The following is a 19,325-nucleotide window of genomic DNA, read 5'->3' on the forward strand; positions in this document are numbered from 1 at the left end:
GCTACAGTGACCGGCTGTGACTACCCGTGACCGGATCGGGCCGGCGTTGATCCGGGTCCGGGCGGCGCGCGGGGTGGTCGGCGCGGGGTTCCTGGTGGCTCCCTCGCTGGCGGTGACCTGCGCGCACGTGATCGCCGACGGGCCCGACGAGCCGGTGGTCGTGGACTTCCCGCTGCTGGACCGGGCGCCGGTGACGGCGCGGGTCGAGGCGTGGCGGCCGGTCGCCGAGGACGGGCGCGGGGACGTCGCGGTGTTGCGGTTGCGGGCGCCGGACGGGGCGGTGCCGGTGCCGTTGGCGCCCGCCGAGAACGTGTGGGGGCACCGGGTGCGGGTGTGCGGGTTCCCGGCCGGGTTCGACGACGGGCGGTGGGTCGCGGGCGTCCTGCGCGGGCGGCAGGGGACCGGGTGGGTGCAGGTCGAGGTGGACGGGCCGGTGCGGGCCGGGTTCAGCGGCGCTCCGGTGTGGGACGAGGACAGCGGCGGGGTCGTCGGGATGCTCGTCGCGCGGGCCGGTGACCACACCGCGTTCCTGGTGCCCGCCACGGATCTCGGGGTGGATGTCGAGCTGCCCAACCCGTTCCGGGGGCTGGAGGCGTTCCAGGAGGACGATGCCGCCTTCTTCTTCGGGCGCGACGCGGATGTCGCGCGGCTTCGCGCGCATGTGGCCGATCGGCGCATGACCCTTGTCGTGGGTCCATCGGGGTGCGGGAAGTCGTCGCTGGTGCGGGCCGGGTTGGTGCCGTTGTTGCGGCGCGACGGGGTGGACGTGTCGGTGGTGGCGCGGGTTCCGGGTGCCGACGCGGCCGACGTGCTGGCCGGCGTGCGGCCGGGGCGGCGGGCGTTGGTGTTCGTCGACCAGTTCGAGGAGGTGGTGGACGAGGACCCGGGGACGGCGCGGGAGTTGCTGGAGCTGGTCAAGACCGCGCCGGAGGACGTCCGCGTGGTGTTGACCATGCGCTCGGACTCGCTGGACGGGCTGCTCACGGCGGCGTCCGCGGTCGCGTTGGAGCACGCCGCGCTCCTGGTCGGGCCGCTGGACGCGGACGGGCTCACGGCCGCCGTCACCGGACCCGTCGCCGCCACCGGCGGGGTGGAGTTCGAGGACGGGCTGGTGGAGCGCATCGTCGCCGACGCCGGCCGCGAACCGGGCCGGTTGCCGCTGGTGGAGTTCGCGTTGACCGAGCTGTGGTCCCGGCGCGCCGGCGGGCGGCTCACCCACCGCGCCTACGACGCGATCGGCGGCGTCTCCGGCGCGCTGACCCGCTACGCCGACCGCGCCCTGTGGCTGGAGACCGACCGCGCCCGCGCCGTGCTGACCCGCCTGGCCCGCCCGGACGGCAGCGGCGGCTACGTCCGGCAACGCGTGCTGGTGTCCGAAGTGGACGACCGTCGTGCGCTGGAACGGTTGGCCGCCACCAGGCTCGTGGTGATCAGCCACGGCGTCGCCGAACTGGCCCACCAGGCGCTGCTGGACCGCTGGGACCGGCTGCGGTCGTGGCTGGACGCCGACCGCGAGTTCCTGGCGTGGCGGGCGGACCTGGCGCAGCGGGTCGCGCAGTGGGAGGGCGCCGGGCGCGACCGCCGGAGCCTGCTCGGCGGGGTGGCGCTGGAACGCGCGCTGTCGTGGCTGGGCGCGCGGGAGCTGTCGGACGGGGAGCGGGACTTCATCGCGCGCGGCACGGCCGCCCGGCGGCGCGAGGCGTGGACGTGGCGGGCGGTCACCGCGGTGGTCGCGGTGGTCGCGGTGGTGGCCGGCGTCGCCCTGGTCCGCGCGGTGCGCCAGGGCGACGAGCTGGCCGACCGCGTGCTGGACGCCAACGCGACCCTGCTCGGCCAGGAGTCGTCGCGGCTGCACGACGTCCAGCCGACGACCGCGCTCCAGCTCGCCCTGGCGGCGTGGCGGGAGAACCCCGGCAACGCGGTGGCCGGCCGCGCCCTGCTGGCGCAGCGCCGGTACTGGTGGTCGGCGGTCGAGGTGGTGCGGCGGCCCGGCGGGTGGGCGGAGGCGAGCCGGGACGGCGACGTGGTCGCGGTGCGCGGCGCGGACGGGAAGGTCGTGGTGTGGCGGGGCGACCGGTCGTGGACCGCGCCGCCGAGTGGCGTCGCGGTGTTCGCGGTCAGCCCGGACGGCGCCCTGTTGGCCACCTCGACGGCGTCCGGCGAGGTCGCGTTGTGGCGGCTGCGCGATGGCGCGGGGAGCGGCCTGCCGGTGGCCGGCGGTGTGCGGGCGTTCGGGTTCGGTGCGGACAGCGGCACGGTGACCGTGTTGACCGGGCGGGACGGGCTGGTCGCCTTCGACACGACGACCCGGGACCGCATCGCGGAGTTCGCGCTGCCCGACGCCGGTGCCGCCGTCGTGAGTCCGGACAGGACGGTCATGGTGCGGCACGGCTCGGAGCCGTGGGTGGCCGTGTACGACCTCGCCGGCCGCGAGCTGCGCCGCTACGAGCCGGGCACGGCCTTCCTCGGCGCGGGCGAGGCCGTCGTGAGCTGCACCGACCGCGGTGTCCGGGTGCGCGAGCCCGACCGGGACCGGGTCCTGCCGGTGGGCTGGAACGCGTGCGGGCGGTGGTCGCCCCGCGGGTGGCTGCCCACCGACGCCACCGGCCGGTTCGTGGACCTGGGGGAGCACCCGTCGGGCCTGCGGACCCTGCTGCACTGGCCCACCGGCCACCGCGTCACCGTGCACGTGCCCCCGGCGACGGCCCCGGCGCTCGTCGCGTCCGCGACCGACGACGGCGGGTTCTCCGTGCTGGTGGTGCGGGACGACGTGGCGGTCCGGCTGCGGGCCGAGCACCCGGACCGCGCGGCCGGGACGGCGCACCCGGCGGTGTTCCACCCCGACGGCCGGTCCTGGGTGGACTTCGCGGGCGACGAGGTCCGGTTCGGCGAGGCCCGCGTGCGGTGGCCGGGGGCGCACCGGGCGGAGTTCACACCGGACGGGCGGTGGCTGGTGGTCGCCGACGACCGCGAAGCCCGCGTGTACGACGCCGCCACGCTGCGCCCGCACCGCAGGTTCCGGCCGCCGGACGTGGACCTGCCGTCCAAGCTGTCCTTCGCCGTGCTGTCCGACCACGCGGTCGCGACCCTGTACGGCGGCGAGCTGGTGCGGTGGCGGTTGGACACCGGCGCGGCGTCCGAGCCGATCCCGCTGTCGCCGGACCCGGCGCGGCTGCGCGAGATCGCCGACGCCGGCCACCTGCACCCGCGGCCCAACCACCCCGACCAGGTGGTGCTGGAGACGCCGACCGGCCGCGAGCTGTGGGAGGTCACGACCCCGCGGCTGCTGTTCCCGCTGCCCACGCCGGTCAACGGGGTGCGCGGCGGGTTCGTGTTCGACCCCACCGGGACGCGGGTGGCCGCCGTCCAGGCCGGCGGGCGCGGGGTGGAGGTGTGGGAGGTGCGGCCGGCGCGGCGGGTGGCGGAGTTCGTGACCGGGGCGACCGACCTGCTCGCGTTCGTGGACGACACCCTCGTGGTCGAGGTGGGCGAGCGCGTCCAGGTGTGGCGCGCCGAGACGCTCGTCGCCGACATCGACCTGCCCGACAACGCCCACCACACCTACCTGGTCCGCGACCGGACCCTGCACTACGTGGGCCGGCACGGCGGGGAGCAGGCGGTGGACCTGGCGTGGTCCATCCCGCTGAGCCCGTGGGACGCGTTCGACCAGCTGTGCGCCCTCGCCGACCGCGCCTTCACCGACACCGAACGCCGCCTGCTGCCGCCCGGCGCGCGCACCGACCCGCCGTGCCGCCGGTGACCACGGCCTGCTCACCACCCAGTTGATCCACGCGGGCGGGTACGGCCCCGGTGAGTGGGGTAGTCCTTGAGCACTTCGAGGCGCTCGCCGTCCGACCCGCGGCTAGCGGGCCAGGTGGTCGCGCAGGCGGGCGTGGCGGAACTCGTAGGTCGGGCCGGTGCGGCGCAGGACGCCCCGGTGGTGGGCGTCGGCGAGGAAGGTCATGAGGCGCAACGGGGTTCGGCCGCGGGCGGCCAGCCAGAGGCGGGTGAGGGTGAAGCGGGTCCACGCGGTGCCGCTCAGCCAGACGACGCCGTAGAACAGCCAGAAGGTGAAGAACGCCGCCGGCGCTTTCCACGGCGAACTCGCGAACGCGACGAGCGTGGCCAACAGCGCGGGGATCGGCAGGCTGCCCACCACGGTCGCGGCGAGGTCGGCGCGCAGCACGGAAAGCGGGCCGGCGGTGCGCGGCGGGGCGTTGTCGTGGATGCGGCCGACCACGCCCCACAGCACTGCGGAGACCGTCCCGACGGCCACGGCGGCGATCGGGCTCACCGCCCAACCGAGCAGGCACCCGAACCCGAAACCGCCCAACGCGCTCCACACGTGCAACCGCAGGCCGGTGTGCAGCCTTTGCACGTCCGGGTAAGGCCGCAAGAAGCCCAACAGCGCCACCACGAACGCGTTGGACAGCGCGATCATGAGGGCCAGTCCGGTGTCCTCCGGCAACCACAGCACCAGCCCGGCGTACACCACCGGCCCCACGACCAGCGCGGACAGCAGCGCGATGGCGGTGCGCGGCACGCTTCGCACCAGCCGCCACCAAGCGATGTCCTCCTCCCGCGCCAGGAACCGCAGCCACCGCTCCACCTGCCCGGCCCGCCACCGCCGCCGGCCGTCCGGTCGGGGCGTGTCGGGGTAGGCCGCGCCCACGAACCGATCCAACAACCGCCGCTCGACCTCGGCCTCCGGCAGCCCCACCAGTTCCGCCGGTTTCGCGCCGGACGCCATCGCCAGCCACAGCGACAAGGGCGAGGAAACCCCTTCCCACCCCGCAACGCGCGGCGGCCCCAGCTCCACCACCTCGGCCCCCGTCACCACGACCCGGTCCCGACTGGTCAGGATCAACGGATCGACCCCGGCTGGATCGTGCACCCGCTCCAACGCCCGCAACGCCGCCACCGGGTCGGACACCTCGTCCAACCCGTCGAGCACGGGCACGATCCGCCGCGCCCGCACCAGTTCCAACGCCACGGCGGGCGAGATCCCGTAGTCCCGGGCCAGTTCGGCGGCCATCCACCGGTGCGGGTGGTCCTTCAAGGGGTCCCAGGAGTGCAACGGGAACAACACCGCGACCGGCCCGCCCGGCGCACGCCGGGCCACCAACTCCCGCACCACCCGGATGGCCGCGACGGTCTTCCCGGCCCCGGCCGGCCCCACGATCACCAACCGCCGGTGCTCCGGCACCACGACGGTCGTCCACGCGGTCGCGATCCCCCGAACCTCGACCTCGTCCCGCCACTGCGCCCCCACCACCTCGGCCAGCCGGTCCAAGCGCTGGGCGGTGGACACCGGCCCGCGCCGGCGCAGCGCGAGGACGAGCCCGATGGCGGCCACCACGAACCCGGCCACGCTCGCGACCTGGTCCGCCGTCTCCAGCACCGTTCCATCATGGCGGACGACGACGGGCGGGAAGCGCCTGTCGGTGTTACCGGGAGCGGCGCTTGCGTGCGCGCAGGAGGTGGGCGTCCAGCGGGAGCGGGTGGGTCTCGAACAGGTCGAAGCCGGCTTCGGCCAGCAGCGCGCGGTACCGGGACTCCGTGCGTTCGCGGCCTCCGGTGTTGCACAGCATGTGGATGTCCCACGGCACGGCCAGGTCCTCGGTCTGCGACTCGGGCAGCAGGCGTTCGAGGACGACCAGTTCGGCGTGGTCGGGCATGTCGCGGAAGCAGGTGGCCAGGATCGCCTGGCACCGCTGGTCGTCCCAGTCGTGCAGGACGCGTGAGAGCAGGTAGACGTCCCCGGTGGTCGGCACGGACTCGGTGAAGTCGCCGGGGACCAGCGCGCAGCGGTCGGCGACCGGGGCCAGGGTCGGTTCGGCGGCGGCCAGGGCGTGCGGGCGGTCCATCAGGACGCCGTGCAGGTGCGGGTGCGCGGTCAGCACCCGGGACAGCAGCTCGCCGTTGCCGCCGGCCACGTCGACCACGACCCGCGCGGCGGACAGGTCCAGGACGCGGGCGGCCTCGGTGAACATCGCGCCGCCGGCGGCCATGGACTCGTGGAACAGCTCCGCCAGACCGGGATCGGCGGCCATGTGGGCGAAGTGGTGGGCCCCGAAGACCTTGGCGTAGGACTCCTCGCCGGTCCGCACCGCCTCGGTGAGCCCGGCGAAGGACCGGTAGAACGGGCCGCCGTACATCAGGGCCAGCGCCCGCATCGACCCTTCGACGTCCGAGCGCAGCAGCGTCCCGAGGTCGGTCAGTTCGTGGCCCGACCCCGACGGGCGGACGACGCCCAGGGCCGTCAGGTAGCGCAGCAGCCGGGCGAGGCTGTCCGGGTCGGCGCCGGTGGCGGCGGCCAGACCGGGCAGGCCGGGGGTGGTGACGAGGTGGTCGGGCAGGCGCAGCTCGGCGGCGGTCGCGATCGCCCGGGTGGCCCACGCGCCGGTCAGCAGGTGCAGCAGGGCGGTGGCCGGCGCGGACTCGCGGCGGTGGGCGGCGAGCAGGTCGGGGTGGTGGCCCGCGCAGATCAGCTCCAGCCGGTGGCGGTCGGCGGCGGTCGGGCGCGGGTCGCGGAAGTAGAGGACGGTGGCGTCCTCGTGCCCGTTGTAGCCGCCGCCGTCCGGGGACAGGTGGGCGCGCAACGTCGCCCGCGACCCGCGCACCACGACCGGGTCGGCCGGCGCGACGGTCAGCGCGAGGTGGCTCTCCCGGTCGTGCCGCCGCTCCTGCTCGGCGACGTGCCGCAGGTCGGGCGGCGTGACCAGGGCGAAGATCTCGACCTCGCACCGTCGTCCGGCGCGGTTGGCCACCGGGGCGCGCAGGATGACCACGTCCAGCCGCGCGGCGGGCACCGAGTACCGGCGGCTGAGCCGGTCGCGCACCACCACGCTCGACTTCGGCGCGCCGACTTCGAGGCCGTGCCGGCTCAGCTGGGCCGCCAACCCGTCGAGCGTCTCGGGGAAGACGAGCACGGCGGCGTGCGCGAACGCGGTGTGCCGCGCGAGTGCCGTGCGCTCGTCGTCGCCCAACAGCGGCATCGCCGAGGTGAGGACGGAGCCGGTGTCGAGCCGGCCGATAAGCCGCACCACCGAGAGCAGGCGGTCGAGGTCCTCGGCGTGGAGCGCAGGCGTGATCGTCGAAGTCATGTCCCGTTCCCGGTCGGTGGATCGCGAGTCCATGATCGACAAGCGCCGCCCGACCGGACGCTTGACACGCGGGGTGATCACTCCATCGTGTCCGGCCGTTCCCAGGATGGGCGCGCCCGCTCCGGGGCGTTCGAACCAGGGGAGCCCTCCGCGTGCCGTTCACCTTCGCCCACCCGGCCGCCGTGCTCCCGCTGCGCCGACGCCTGTGGTCGCCCGGTCCGGTGACGGGCTCGGTGGCGCCGGACCTCGCCTACCACCTGCCCGTGCCCGGCGGCGCGGACCTCACCCACTCGGTGCTCGGGGTCGTCGGGGTGGACCTCCTGCTGGGCCTGGCCCTGCTGGCGCGTGACCCCCGGAGGGCGGGGCCCGGCCCGTGGAGGCCGAGCCCCGTCCGGACCCGGGTCAGCTGGTCGGGAAGTTGTCCGCCGTGCTGACGCGGCTCTTGATGAACGCGCCGGACTCGGTGAGCACGCCGCCGCCGGTGTACGTGCCGCCGTCGCACGTGCCCGGCCGCAGGGCGGCGCTGCTCTCGTTCGCGTCGGAGTACGTCCAGTTCGCGTACCCGATCTTGAGCTGGTCCAGCAGGTCCAGCCACGCCGTGCTGCTCGCGCGGTCGAACGCCCCGCCGCCGGTGGCGCTGACCGTGCCGAACTCGCTGACGAACAGCGGCAGGCGCGACGCCGCCCGGCTCACCGTGGACCGGTAGTTGTCCTTGTGCGAGGCGGCGTAGAAGTGGAACGTGTACATGATGTTGGTCGCGTTGACCGGGTTGTTGACGATCTCGCTCTCGTTGGAGCCCTCCGAGACGCCCAACGACGACCACGCGCGCGTGCCGACGAGCACGACCGCGTCCGGGTCGGCGGCGCGGATCACCGGGATGACCTGCTCCGCGTAGCTCTTGATCGCCGCCCAGCTGACGCCGTTGGGCTCGTTGGCGATCTCGTAGACGACGTTCTTCTTGGCGGCGTTGCGGGACGCGACCTGGGCGAAGAACGTCTTGGCGCGGTCGATGTTGTAGTTCGGGTCGCCCGGCGTGAGGGTGTGGAAGTCGATGATCGCGTACATCCCGCGCGCCTCGGCCATGTCCACCAGGGTGTTGACCCGGTTGGTGAACCAGCTCGGGTTGGTCTCGTAGCCCTGCTCCTGCACGTACATCGCGATGCGGAACAGGTCGGACTTCCACTCGTTGGCCAGCGCGTCCAGCGAGGCGTTGTTGTAGCACTTGTCGAACCACTGGATGCCGTGCGTGCTCATGCCGCGCAGCTGGACCGGCCGGTTGTACTGGTTGCACAGGTTCACGCCGCAGACCCGCAGCTGGCCGTTGATCTCCACCGGCGTGCGCCCGACGGGCGGGTTGCCCGTGGTCGTCGTGGTGGTGGTCGTGGTCGTGACGACGGGGGAGCCGGTGCATGCGACCCCGTTGAGCGTGAACGCCGTGGGCGCGGGGTTGGCCCCGCTGAAGGTCCCGGTGAAGCCGATGTCGGCCGTCCCGCCGGTGCCCAGCGACCGGTTCCAGTCGACGTTCGTGGCGGTGACCGCGGTCCCGGACTGGCTCCAGCCGGCGTTCCAGCCCTGGGTGACCTTCTGCCCGCCGTCGGGGAAGGTGAACCCGAGCGACCACCCGCTCACCGGGTCGCCCACGTTGGTGATCTTCACACTCGCCTGGAAACCGCCCTGCCACTGGCCGGCGACGGTGTAGTCGACGCGGCAACCCGCCGCCGCGGCGACCGCGTGCGGGAACAGGGCCGCCGCGGAGCCGGCGGCCAGCAGGAAGGCCGCGGCGACGACCGTGGAGCGCTTCATCGAACTCCTCCTCGACGCAGTTCGGCGCACAGGACCACCAGTGCCGCCGTGAACAAGACCAGGTTCTTGACGACGAATTCGCCGGTCAGGGTGAGCAGCAGCGGGTTACCGGCCCGGAAGGCCACCGCCGGCTGCACCACCAGGGTCAGGAACGTGCCGCCCAGGTGCGCCATCACCAGGACGGCCGCCACCCGCAGGAACCGCCCGGCGACCAGCGCGAGGCCGAGCAGCACCTCCAGCACGCCGAGCCCCGCGACCAGGAATCCGGATGCCAACCACGGCACCGTGCTCGCCACCAGGTCGGCGACCGGCGTCGCGCCCGACACCTTCAACGCCCCGAACCACACGAACACCACGCCGAGCGACCCGCGCAGCAGCGGCACGCTCAGCGCGTCGAGCACGCGCATGCCCTCGACCAGGGCACCGGGGCGGGGGAATCCCTCCACCATCCACACCACATCCTCCATTGGACGCAACGGACTGGGAGCGCTCCCAGAACTGTAACGTGAAAGACACCGACTGTGAATGCCCGAGCAACCTCCGGTCACCGGAAGGCCGCTGACCTGCGCGTCTTCGGGTCGGTTTCGTGGGTCGAACGACCGTCAGCGGCCCGGCGGAGCCGTCTTGGGGTCGTCCGGTGGCGATCCCGCACCCGGCCCGCGCGGCCGGTCCCGTCCGAACGGCCGTCAGCCCGCTGCCGCGCCGCGTTGACCCGATCGCGCCCCTGCCCGGGGCGGTGCACCTCGACTTCGCGGGCGGGGCGGGCGCGCAGGTGATCCGGGTCCGGGGCCTGGTGGACCGCACGTCCGCCGCGTTCCTGGTCGCCCAGATCGGGTGCGCGCCGGCGGAGCGCCCGCGCCCGGTGCTGGTCGACCTGAGCGGCACGACGGTGGCGGACCCGGCCACGGCCGCGGTCCTGTGGCGGCTGCGCCAGTCGCTCCGGGCGCGCGGCTCGCGGTGCGCGGTGGTCGGCCCAGTGGCGCCGGTCCGGCTCGCCGAGGGCTCGGTCGGCCCCGTGGTGCCGGTCCGGCTCGCCGAGGGCTCGGTCGGCTCCGCGGTGCCGGTCCGGCTCGCCGGCGACCGCGCCGGGTAGCCGGTTCGGCTGGCCGCCGGCGTCCGCACGCGCGATGCTGGGTCGCGATGGCTACCCAGCGGGATCCGAGTCGTTCCGCACTGGCCGACCTGGTCGCCCGTCAGCGTGACGAGATCGACCGGTTGCGGGCCGCCGCGCGCCGCCAGGCCGTGGTCGAGCAGGCCAAGGGGGTGCTCGCCGAGCGGTTGTCGTGCCGGCCCGACGAGGCGTTCGACGACCTGGTCCGGCTGGCCCAGGCCACCGGCACGGACCTGGTGAACGTCGCCGCCGGCGTGCTCGGCGTCCCGCCGCCGCCCGGACCGGCCGCGCCGCCGGTCGAGGAGCGCTTCGACCCGACCCGGTACGTGCGGCCGGTGTCCGGGCTCCCGCCCGCGCCGCGCCCGGTGGCCCTGGCCGCGGTGGGGTCCGCGACCGACGCCGAGGAGTTGGCCGAACTGGTCCGCGAGCACGCCGGGTGCGACGCGGTGCTGCTCTACCTGGTCGAACCCGACGGCGGGGTGCGCATGGAGGCCGCGGCGAACGTGCCGGCCCGGGTGCGGCTGGAGTGGGAGCGGGTGCCGCTGCGCCTGGAGACCGGAGTTCTCGCCTCGGTGCGCAGCGGCCTGCCGCAGTGGCTGCCCGACCTGGAGGAGGCGCGGCGGCGGTTCACCCTGATCGGCGACCCGGAGACGGTGTGGCGGTCACGGGCCTGGGTGCCGTTCCGGGACCAGACGCGCACCGCGGGCGTCGTCGGTCTGCTGTGGACCGAGCACCACGACTTCGCCACCGAGGAGCAGTGGGACCTGGAGCTGGTGGTGCGCTCCGCCGGGTCCACGCTGCTCTCGCTGCTCGGCCCGGGCGGCGGCGCGCACGGCCGGAACTGGACGCTGTGGGCACAGCACTTCCTGGACGTGCTGCCCGGCTCGGTGGCCCTGCTCGGCGCGGTGCACGCGTCCGACGGCGAGGTCGTGGACTTCCGGTTCGAGGCCGCGAGCCCCGACGCGGTCGACTTCTCCGGCCGCCGCTACCGGCAGCTGGTCGGGCGCAGCATCCTGGAGAGCTACCCGACCGTCGAGGGCACCGAGCTGTGGGCGGCCTACCACCGGGTGCTGCGCACCGGCGTGCGCGAGGTGGTCGGCACGTTCGACTACGAGGAGAACAGCCCCGGCCTGCCCCAGCACGGCCGGTACACGCTGACCATCGGCAAGTTCGGCGACGGGCTCGTGCTGGCCTGGCACGAGCACGAGGGCCCGTTGCAGCTGGAACGGCTGCGCAGCGTGCAGCGCCTGGGCAACATCGGCTGGGGCGAGTGGAACCTGGTGACCAACGAGATCGACTGGTCCGACCAGCTCTACGTCATCTTCGACCGCGACCCCGCGCTGGGGCCGATGTCGCTGGACGAGATCCGCGCGTCCGTGGTCCCCGAGGACCTGCCGATCCTGCAGAACGCCGTGCGGCGCATGCTGGAGGGCGGTGAGCGCACCGACACCGAGCTGCGGCTCAAGGCCGGTGACGAGGTCCGGTCCGGGCGGTTCATCGGCGAGCCGGTGCTGGACGTGCAGGGGCGGCCGGTGCGGTTGGACGTGGTGTTGCAGGACATCACCGCGACGCGGCACGCGGAGAAGCGGATGTTCGACCTGAGCGAGCGGTTCGCCCGCGAGCACCAGGTCGCCGACCACCTCCGCTCCGCCGTCCTGCCGCTGCCCAGCGGACCGCTGGAGCTGCCGGGGCTGCGGGTGGCCGTGCGCTACCTCGCGGCCGAGCGGTGGGCGGAGGTGGGCGGGGACTGGTACCACGCCTTCACCATCCACGACGGCAGCACGCTGCTGGCCATCGGCGACGTCGCGGGGCACGGCCTGGCCACCGCGGCGGCCATGGCCAAGCTGCGCTACGCGTTCACCGGCGCGGCGCTGACCGCACCCGACCCGGCCGGGGTGCTGGACGTGCTCAACCGGATGCTGACCGCCGGCGAGGACGTCACGCTGGCCACGGCGGCGGTCGCCCGGTTCGACCCGGCGGCCCGCCTGCTGACCTGGGCCCAGGCCGGGCACCCGCCGCTGCTGCTGGTCCGGGCGCACGACGTGCACGTGCTCGACCGGCCGGCGGGTCCGGTCCTGGGCGGCCTGCCGGGCGCGGCCTACGGCACGGTGACGGCGGTGCTGGAGCCCGGGGACACGGTGCTGATGTTCACCGACGGCCTGGTGGAGCGCCGGCCGTCCGAGTCCGGCGACCGGGACGACCTGGACTACCTCATGGAGGACATCCGCGCCTTCACGGCCGACATCGACCCGGCCGACATGCCGGAGGCGCTGACCTCGCGGCTGGTCCCGGCGTCCCCGCTGGACGACACGTGCATCGTGGCCGCCGCCGTCACGTCCTGACCCGCTCGCGGGCGGCCAGCGGGACGAAGGCGAGCAGCACGAACCCGCAGGCGACCACCAACGCCGCCGCCGGCACCTCCACCCCCGCCAGCAACGCGCCCCCGGCGGCGCTGCCGACCGGGAAACCCAAGGCGCACAACGCCGTCCGCGCGCCCGTCACCCGCCCACGCACGTCCTCTGGCACCGCACGCTGGAACCTCGACCGTTCCACCGCGTAGTACGGGGCCCACAGGAACGACGCCACGCCCGCCACCACCACGGCGGCGACCACGGTGTCGACGACCGCGAACAACGCGAAGACCGGTGCGGCACAGGCGATCGCCGCCGACACCCGCCACCGCTCGGGCACCCGCCGGTACAGCGGCACCCCGAACACCGCCCCGCACAACCCGCCCACGCCGGCCGCGCCCAGCACGAGCCCGAACGCCACCGGCCCGGCGTGCAGCACCTCCCGCACGAACACCGGGTGGAACACCTCCACCACACCACCGAGGAACAGGAACCCGGTGGCGGACAGGGACAACACCAACGCCACCGGCAGCCGCAGCAACACCCCGAACCGCGCCGGCGTGCGCTCCTCGCCCGCCACCAGCGGCGGCAGCCCGAAGCACAACGCGCTGGTCACCAGGAAACTGGCCGCGTCCAGCAGCAACACCGCCTCCGCGCCCACCGCGCCGACCGCGAGCCCCGCCACCGGCGGCGCGACGACGTAGGCCACCTCCCAGTTCACCGAGAGCAGCGAGTTCGCCGACTCCAACTCCGCGTCGGCCACCAGTCTCGGCACCAACGCGCCCTCGGCCACCTCCGTCACGGCGGACAACGCCGCGCACGCCAGCACCACGGCGTAGACGTGCCCGATCCGCAATTCCCCGGCGTAGGCCAACACCGGGACGACGGCCACCAGCGCCGCGCGCAGCGCGTTGTCCCAGCCGAGCAGCAAACGCGCCGGGAACCGGTCCAGCAACCGTCCCGCCACCGGCCCCGTGACCACCCGGGGAAGTCCGAAGCACAGCAGGACGACACCCAATTGGGCAGGTCCGGCGAGGTCGAGGACCAGCCACGCCAACGCGACCGTCGTCAGCGCGTCCCCGGTCCGCGACACCGCCATGCCCAGCCAGAACCGCAGGAAAGCCGGTTTCCGGCACACGTCTCGACAGCCCCGAATGGTGTTCCGCATTCACCGCACGCTAACACCATGATTAATCGAGCGTTATATCGAATCTCGCGGTTGATTACCCGGCCAGGCGCGCTTGGACAGCAGGCGCAGGCCGTTGAGCGCGACGAGCACCGTGCATCCCCGCCCGGCTGCGGCACGGCCCGTGCGCGGTGGGGGAGTTGGCCGAGGCGATCGGGATGGAGCAGTCGGCCGTCTCCCACCAGTTGCGCCTGCTGCGCGCGCTGGGCCTGGTCGTCGGCACCCGGCACGGCCGCAGCCTGATCGGGTGGTCTTCTCGGGCACGGTCGGCAGCGGTCCGTGCGCCGGTGGAGCGGTCGGGGTCCACGAACGGGTAGACCTGCCGCGCCGACCCTGGTCGCCGTGCCCGCCGGCTGGTTGCGTGCACCCCGGTGGTCCCGTGGCAGAGAGGTGCCGAGTCGATGCAGCCGTTCCAGTTGCCGGAGTTCTACATGCCCTACCCGGCGCGGCTGAACCCCAACCTCGACCGCGCCCGCACGCACAGCAAGGCGTGGGCGCACGCGATGGACTTCATCGACGTCCCGCAGCACGGCACGGTCATCTGGACCGACGACGACCTCGCCTCGCACGACTACGCGCTGCTGTGCGCCTACACCCACCCCGACGCGTCCGCCGAGGACCTGGACCTGGTCACCGACTGGTACGTGTGGGTCTTCTACTTCGACGACCACTTCGTGGAGCTCTACAAGCGCAACCCGGACGACATCCGGGGCGCGCAGGCCTACCTGGACCGGCTGCCGCTGTTCATGCCGGTGGACGGCGTGATCACCGAGGAACCGGCCAACCCGGTCGAGAAGGGCCTCAAAGACCTGTGGGAGCGCACGGTCCCCGCGCACTCGATGGACTGGCGTCGCAGGTTCGCCGACAACACCAAGCACCTGCTGGACGAGTCCATGTGGGAGCTGCACAACATCAGCGAGGGCCGGCTGGCCGACCCGATCGAGTACGTCGAGATGCGCCGCAAGGTCGGCGGCGCGCCGTGGAGCGCCAACCTGGTCGAGCACGTGACCGGCATGGAGGTGCCCGCGCGCATCGCCCCGACCCGTCCGCTGGCGGTGCTGCGCGACACCTTCGCCGACGCCGTCCACCTGCGCAACGACCTGTTCTCCTACGAGCGCGAGGTGCTGGACGAGGGCGAGCTGAGCAACGGCGTCCTGGTGCTGGAGAAGTTCCTGGACCTGCCGACGCAGGAGGCCGCGGAACGGGTGAACGACCTGCTGACCTCACGGCTGCACCAGTTCGAGCACACGGCGTTGACCGAGGTCCCGAAGCTGCTCGACGAGCACCGCGTCGACCCGGCGGGCCGCCTCGCGGTGCTGGCCTACGTCAAGGGCTTGCAGGACTGGCAGTCCGGCGGCCACGAGTGGCACATGCGCTCCAGCCGCTACATGAACAAGGGCGCGCTGGACGGCACCGGCCTGGGCGGCCCGACCGGCCTGGGCACGCAGGCACTCAGGTCCCTGCTGAACACCGCGCCGCAACGGCTGCGCGCCTTCGCCCACGTCCCGTTCTCGCCGGTGCCGTCGATCCCGTGGCCGGAGATGCGCCTGCCGTTCCCGCTGAGGGCCAGCCCGCACGGCCGGGCGGCGACGGCGAACACGGTCGAGTGGTGCCGCGGGATGGGTTTCTTCGACGACCTGCCGGGCTTGTGGACCGAAACCATGGTCCGCGGCCACGACTACGGCCTGTGCTCCGCCGTCATCGACCCGGACGGCACCCCGGACGTGATCGCCCTCTCGGCCCTGTGGCTGACCTGGGGCACCTACGCCGACGACTACTACCCGGCGGTGTTCGGCCGAGCCCAGGACATGGCCGGAGCCAAGGCCCTCACCGCCCGGCTCAAGGACCTGATGGCCGTCGAGGGCGCGTCGGGCACCACGCCGGCGGTCCCGCTGGAACGCGGGCTGGCGGACCTCTGGCGCCGCACCACCGCGACCATGCCCCCGGACCGGCGCCGCGAGTTGAAGGCCGCCGTGTCGTCCATGCTGGACGCCTGGCTGTGGGAGCTGGAGAACCAACACCTCAACCGGGTCCCGGACCCGGTGGACTACGTCGAGATGCGCCGCCTGACCTTCGGCACGGAGCTGATCCGGAGCATGGCGAACCTGTCCACGGCGGACGGTCTGCCGCCGGAGCTGCGGCGGACGCGAACCCTCCGCAACCTGGAGAGCACCGCCGCCGACTACGGCTGGATGGTCAACGACCTGGTGTCGCACCGCAAGGAGGTGCAGTACGAGGGCGAGGTCCACAACCTGGTCCACGTGACCCGCAACTTCCTGGACTGCGACGTCCACCGGGCGTACGAGGTGGTCGAGAAGCTGCAAAGCGCCCGACTGGCCCAGTTCGAGCACATCCTCGACGTGGAGCTGCCGGGCCTGGTCGAGGACCTGGACCTGGATGCCGACACCGGGCACGCCCTGGCGACCCACGTCCAGAAGCTGAAGAACTGGATGCACGCCATCCGCGAGTGGCACCTGAAGACGCACCGCTACAGCGACGCGGCCCTGGAGGAGCACTTCGGCGGACGCGAGGCGGTGGCGGTCCAAGCGCTACGCGGCCCCACGGGCCTGGGCACCACCGCCCTGCGCAACCTGACCGCCGCCCGCCCGTGACCCGCGGCCACTACCCGCGCGCCAGGGCCGCGCAGTCGTCCTCGTCGGGCAGCAGGGGGCGCAGCCGCACGTGGTAGGCGGTGCCGCCGCTGGTCCACGTGGTGTCCGACCGGATGTCGCGGACCTCCGCCGCGGCGTACACCGCGCACCGCCCGGCGTTGAGGGGCGTTCCCTCGGCCAGCGGGCGCAGCGGCCACCGCGGGCCGGTCGGGGCGCCCGACGAAGCCCCCGCGACGACGGCGACGCGCTCGGGCCGGTAGCGCTCGTGCGGCGACTCCAGGTCCGTGTCCGGGTTGAGCGCCACCGCGCGGACGATCGCGCCCGCGTCGCCCGAGGACTTCCGGTCGGGCGCGGTGACCCGGGTGACCGCCCGGCCGGTGTCGTGGCCGAACACGACTTCCAGCACGGGCGCGTCCGGGCTCTGCTCGTCGAACGTCCGCCCGGTCGCCAGGCCGGCCGAGCGGGCGCGGCCGTAGACGCGGTCGAACTCCGCCTCGGTCAGGTGGTACTCGCGGGGCGCGTCGCCGTCGGCGGTGATCAGCGTGCGGTCGCCGTAGAGGACGAACTCCGGGAAGGTCACCCAGCCCGGCGGCAGCGGACCGCCCCCGTAGAGCTCGACGCGCAGCGCGACGGCCTTCCCGGACGGCGGCGCGGGCGGGGACTGGCAGGCGACGGCGAGGACCGCCACGGCGACGAGGACGAATCTCACGGTCAACGGACGGGCGGGACGCACGATGTGGTTGCACCTCCGGACGTGCCGGCCGGGGGAGCGGCCCCGGCCGGCACGCGGTGTGATCAGGCGCGGCTGAGCGTGTAGACGCCCGCCCCGCCCCGGTTGACCAGCACGACGCCGTAGCAGCCCGAGGACGTGGCGGTGTGCGTCAGCGTCTCCGGACTCCCCGGCCCCGCACCGGTGGCCTGCGCCACGGCCGACGCGCGGCCCTGCACGAAGCTCGCCGGCTGGTCGGGGTTGGACGCCAGCAGGAACAGTTCCGCGTCCTGCCCGCCGTCGGACGGGGTGGCGGTCAGCGTGATCACCTGCTCCGGCGTGACGCCGCAGACGTCCCGCACCGCGACCACGTCACCCGCGCCCATCGCGATCTGCGCGCTGGACGCGGGCGGCAGCTGGCTCGCGCCCTGGGCCAGTTGGACCTGGTAGTCGCCGTGCCCGGACGCCACCCGCACCTGCGGGTAGTAGTCGCCCAGCGGCCTGCGGTTGGAGTCGACCGCGACGAAGTTCACCACGTCCGGCCCCAGGGTGCTCGACGCGAGCTGTTGGGTCAGCTCGCGGTTGCCGAACACCGCCAGGTCGTACCGCGCGCCCGCCGGCGGCCGGACCGCCACCGCCGACCAGAACACCGTCGTGGTCCGGAAGTGGTAGTTGTGCGGCGTCCGCGGCTCCGGCCTGGTCAGCGCCTGGTTGTCGGCCAGCGGGTCGCGGTAGCCGTAGTCGATCGTGTTCTGGTAGAGGCTGCCCTGCGGGCGGTCGGACACGTCGAACTGGTCCTGTCCCCGCTGCCGCCAGTACTCGTTGAACGACGTCGAGCGGTGGTTGAGGAACGTCTCCCACAGCCGGTTCGGCGCGCCTTCGCCGTAGGAGTCCCAGTACTGCTCCGCGCCGGAGTCGGCGAGGTCGATCAGCGCGCCCGCGACCCGGCCCTCGACCCCGTCGCCGTTGTCCCAGTCCGCAGTTTCCCACGTCGGCGTCTCCAGCTGCACCTCGAAGTTCGGTCCGCCGACGTAGCGCGGGTCGTTGTAGACGGCGGCCTGGTACCAGTCGGCGAAGCCCTCCGTCCACGCGCAACTGGGCGAGGACGTGCGGTGGATGAAGTGCGGGCTGCAGTTCTCGGTGCGCGGGAAGTCGTCCTCGTACACCTCGTCCATCACCGCGTGACCCAGTTCGTGCACCACGACGGAGCGGAAGTTCGGGTCGTCGGCGCGCAGGTAGACCCGGTTCTCGCCGGTCCGGTAGAACGCGCCCTCGGTCGAGGTCGGCGTCCAGCGGAACCGCACGACCCGGCAGTCGGTGTGCCGGGCGTCCCAGCAGTCGCCGGGGGTCCAGTTCTTGGCGTCGTTGACCTCGTCGAACGCGTGCAGCGCGCGCATCAGGTTGTTGTCGGCCGGGTTGAGCGCGCCGAGGTCGACCGTCGCGCCGTTGCCGATGCGCTGGATGTCGCGGCTGACGAACGCGTACGGGTCGTTGTCGTCGTCCGTGACCGACCACTTGCCGTTCTCGGCGAAGAACCGGACGTAGACGTCGTTGCCGGCCGCCGCGGTCGAGCACACCCGGTACGCGCCGTTCTCGTCGGTGATGTCCGAGGTGAGCAGCTGCGGCCCGAGGAAGGTGCGCCGCCACAGCTGGACCTGGAAGTTCGCCGACGGGTGCCACCGGGAGTCCTGGTCCTGGTAGCGCCACGAGCCGCGCACGCAGGTCAAGGCCTGCGCCTGCGGGTCCGGCGGCAGGTCGGGCTTCGCGAGCCCGTCGGCGCCGACCGACCGGTGCGGCAGGTGCGGCGTCGCCCGCGTGACCACCGCCGGCGCCGGCGTGGCGGCGACCCCGTTGACCTCCGCCTCCCGGTAGCCGCGGAAGGACTCGGGCCGCGTCGCGCCGACCGTCACGACCAGGCTGCCGGACGCCGTGTCGACCTGGCTGCGCGCCGCCCCGACCACGGCGGCCCGGATCGGCGCCGCACCGGCGGCCACCGCCGTCACCGCCGCGTCAAGCCGAATCGTCTGTCCACTGTGGAGTTTCACGGTGCCGGAAGCGCGTTCCACCACACCGCCCGCCTCGGGCGACGCGCCGGTGACCCGCTCCGTGGCGAACCCTTCCGGCGCCCGCTCCCAGCGCAACGTGGCGGGCAGGTCGACCGTCACCGCCACCTCGCCGACCTCGGCCTGCGCGGCGACCTCGACGCCGATCGCGGCCGTGCCACCGACCTCGGGCACCGTCGGCAGGTCGATGCCGACGCGGACGCAACGCGCGAGTTCACCTTCGGTGAAGGTGCAGTTCTCCGTGGCGCGGCCGGGTTGTCCGACCCCCTGTGCGGCACCTTGTCCCGCGCCTGCGGTCGTCGTGGACGCCAGCACCGTGGCGAACGCGACGAGAATGGGCACTAGTGATCTACGTGGTAACACAAAGCCCCCTGAACAAAGACG

At 73.8% G+C, this 19,325-nt stretch carries 12 protein-coding genes and 1 pseudogene; 6 read left to right on the forward strand and 7 right to left on the reverse strand.

Features of this window, described 5'->3' with window-relative positions:
- Nucleotides 1-16 precede the first annotated feature (16 nt).
- Entirely contained in the window at nt 17-3,760 is a 3,744-nt protein-coding gene (locus tag ABD126_RS29215; RefSeq protein ID WP_343937192.1) for an nSTAND1 domain-containing NTPase, read from the forward strand.
- 102 nt (nt 3,761-3,862) lie between these two features.
- Here ABD126_RS29215 and ABD126_RS29220 read toward each other — a convergent pair whose 3' ends face one another.
- Together ABD126_RS29220 and ABD126_RS29225 are read right to left on the reverse strand one after the other, a co-directional pair.
- Nucleotides 3,863-5,401: an NACHT domain-containing protein gene (locus tag ABD126_RS29220; RefSeq protein ID WP_343937193.1), complete on the reverse strand. Its 1,539-nt coding sequence runs from the start codon at nt 5,399-5,401 to the stop codon at nt 3,863-3,865.
- Between the two features lie 46 nt (nt 5,402-5,447).
- Complete coding sequence (locus ABD126_RS29225; RefSeq protein WP_343937194.1) at nt 5,448-7,106, reverse strand: methyltransferase; 1,659 nt, start codon at nt 7,104-7,106, stop codon at nt 5,448-5,450.
- A gap of 152 nt (nt 7,107-7,258) precedes the next feature.
- On the opposite strand from ABD126_RS29225, the gene ABD126_RS29230 reads away from it, so the two are divergent.
- Nucleotides 7,259-7,540: a DUF4184 family protein gene (locus ABD126_RS29230; RefSeq protein ID WP_343937195.1), complete on the forward strand. Its 282-nt coding sequence runs from the start codon at nt 7,259-7,261 to the stop codon at nt 7,538-7,540.
- On the opposite strand, the gene ABD126_RS29235 is transcribed toward ABD126_RS29230, so the two are convergent.
- Together ABD126_RS29235 and ABD126_RS29240 are read right to left on the reverse strand one after the other, a co-directional pair.
- A complete protein-coding gene (locus ABD126_RS29235; RefSeq protein WP_343937196.1) occupies nt 7,509-8,909 on the reverse strand; it encodes a cellulase family glycosylhydrolase in 1,401 nt (466 codons plus the stop codon). The genes ABD126_RS29230 and ABD126_RS29235 overlap by 32 nt on opposite strands.
- Nucleotides 8,906-9,358 (reverse strand): DoxX family membrane protein, encoded by a 453-nt coding sequence (locus tag ABD126_RS29240; protein WP_343937197.1) that lies wholly within the window; start codon nt 9,356-9,358, stop codon nt 8,906-8,908. The genes ABD126_RS29235 and ABD126_RS29240 overlap by 4 nt, the downstream gene beginning before the upstream one ends.
- 188 nt (nt 9,359-9,546) lie before the next feature.
- Here ABD126_RS29240 and ABD126_RS29245 point away from each other — a divergent pair, with 188 nt between their 5' ends.
- A complete protein-coding gene (locus ABD126_RS29245) occupies nt 9,547-10,002 on the forward strand; it encodes an STAS domain-containing protein (protein ID WP_343937198.1) in 456 nt (151 codons plus the stop codon).
- 47 nt (nt 10,003-10,049) lie between these two features.
- Nucleotides 10,050-12,362, forward strand: a complete 2,313-nt coding sequence (locus ABD126_RS29250) for a SpoIIE family protein phosphatase (RefSeq protein WP_343937199.1) — start codon at nt 10,050-10,052, stop codon at nt 12,360-12,362.
- Here ABD126_RS29250 and ABD126_RS29255 read toward each other — a convergent pair.
- Nucleotides 12,352-13,539, reverse strand: coding sequence for an MFS transporter (locus ABD126_RS29255; RefSeq protein WP_343937200.1), 1,188 nt, complete (start codon nt 13,537-13,539; stop codon nt 12,352-12,354). The two genes, ABD126_RS29250 and ABD126_RS29255, sit on opposite strands and share 11 nt — an antisense overlap.
- 116 nt (nt 13,540-13,655) lie before the next feature.
- On the opposite strand from ABD126_RS29255, the pseudogene ABD126_RS29260 reads away from it, so the two are divergent.
- Nucleotides 13,656-13,802, forward strand: a pseudogene (locus ABD126_RS29260) (ArsR/SmtB family transcription factor); the annotation flags it as partial.
- Between the two features lie 156 nt (nt 13,803-13,958).
- Nucleotides 13,959-16,169, forward strand: coding sequence for a terpene synthase family protein (locus ABD126_RS29265; protein ID WP_343937201.1), 2,211 nt, complete (start codon nt 13,959-13,961; stop codon nt 16,167-16,169).
- Between the two features lie 10 nt (nt 16,170-16,179).
- On the opposite strand, the gene ABD126_RS29270 is transcribed toward ABD126_RS29265, so the two are convergent.
- Nucleotides 16,180-16,884 carry a hypothetical protein gene (locus tag ABD126_RS29270; protein ID WP_343937202.1) on the reverse strand — a complete coding sequence of 235 codons (705 nt, stop codon included), beginning with the start codon at nt 16,882-16,884 and terminating at the stop codon, nt 16,180-16,182.
- Between the two features lie 80 nt (nt 16,885-16,964).
- Entirely contained in the window at nt 16,965-19,283 is a 2,319-nt protein-coding gene (locus ABD126_RS29275; protein ID WP_343937203.1) for a hypothetical protein, read from the reverse strand.
- Nucleotides 19,284-19,325 lie beyond the last annotated feature (42 nt).

Origin of the sequence: Saccharothrix mutabilis subsp. mutabilis (assembly GCF_039521145.1) — a bacterium.
Classification (GTDB): Bacteria; Actinomycetota; Actinomycetes; order Mycobacteriales; family Pseudonocardiaceae; genus Actinosynnema; species Actinosynnema mutabilis.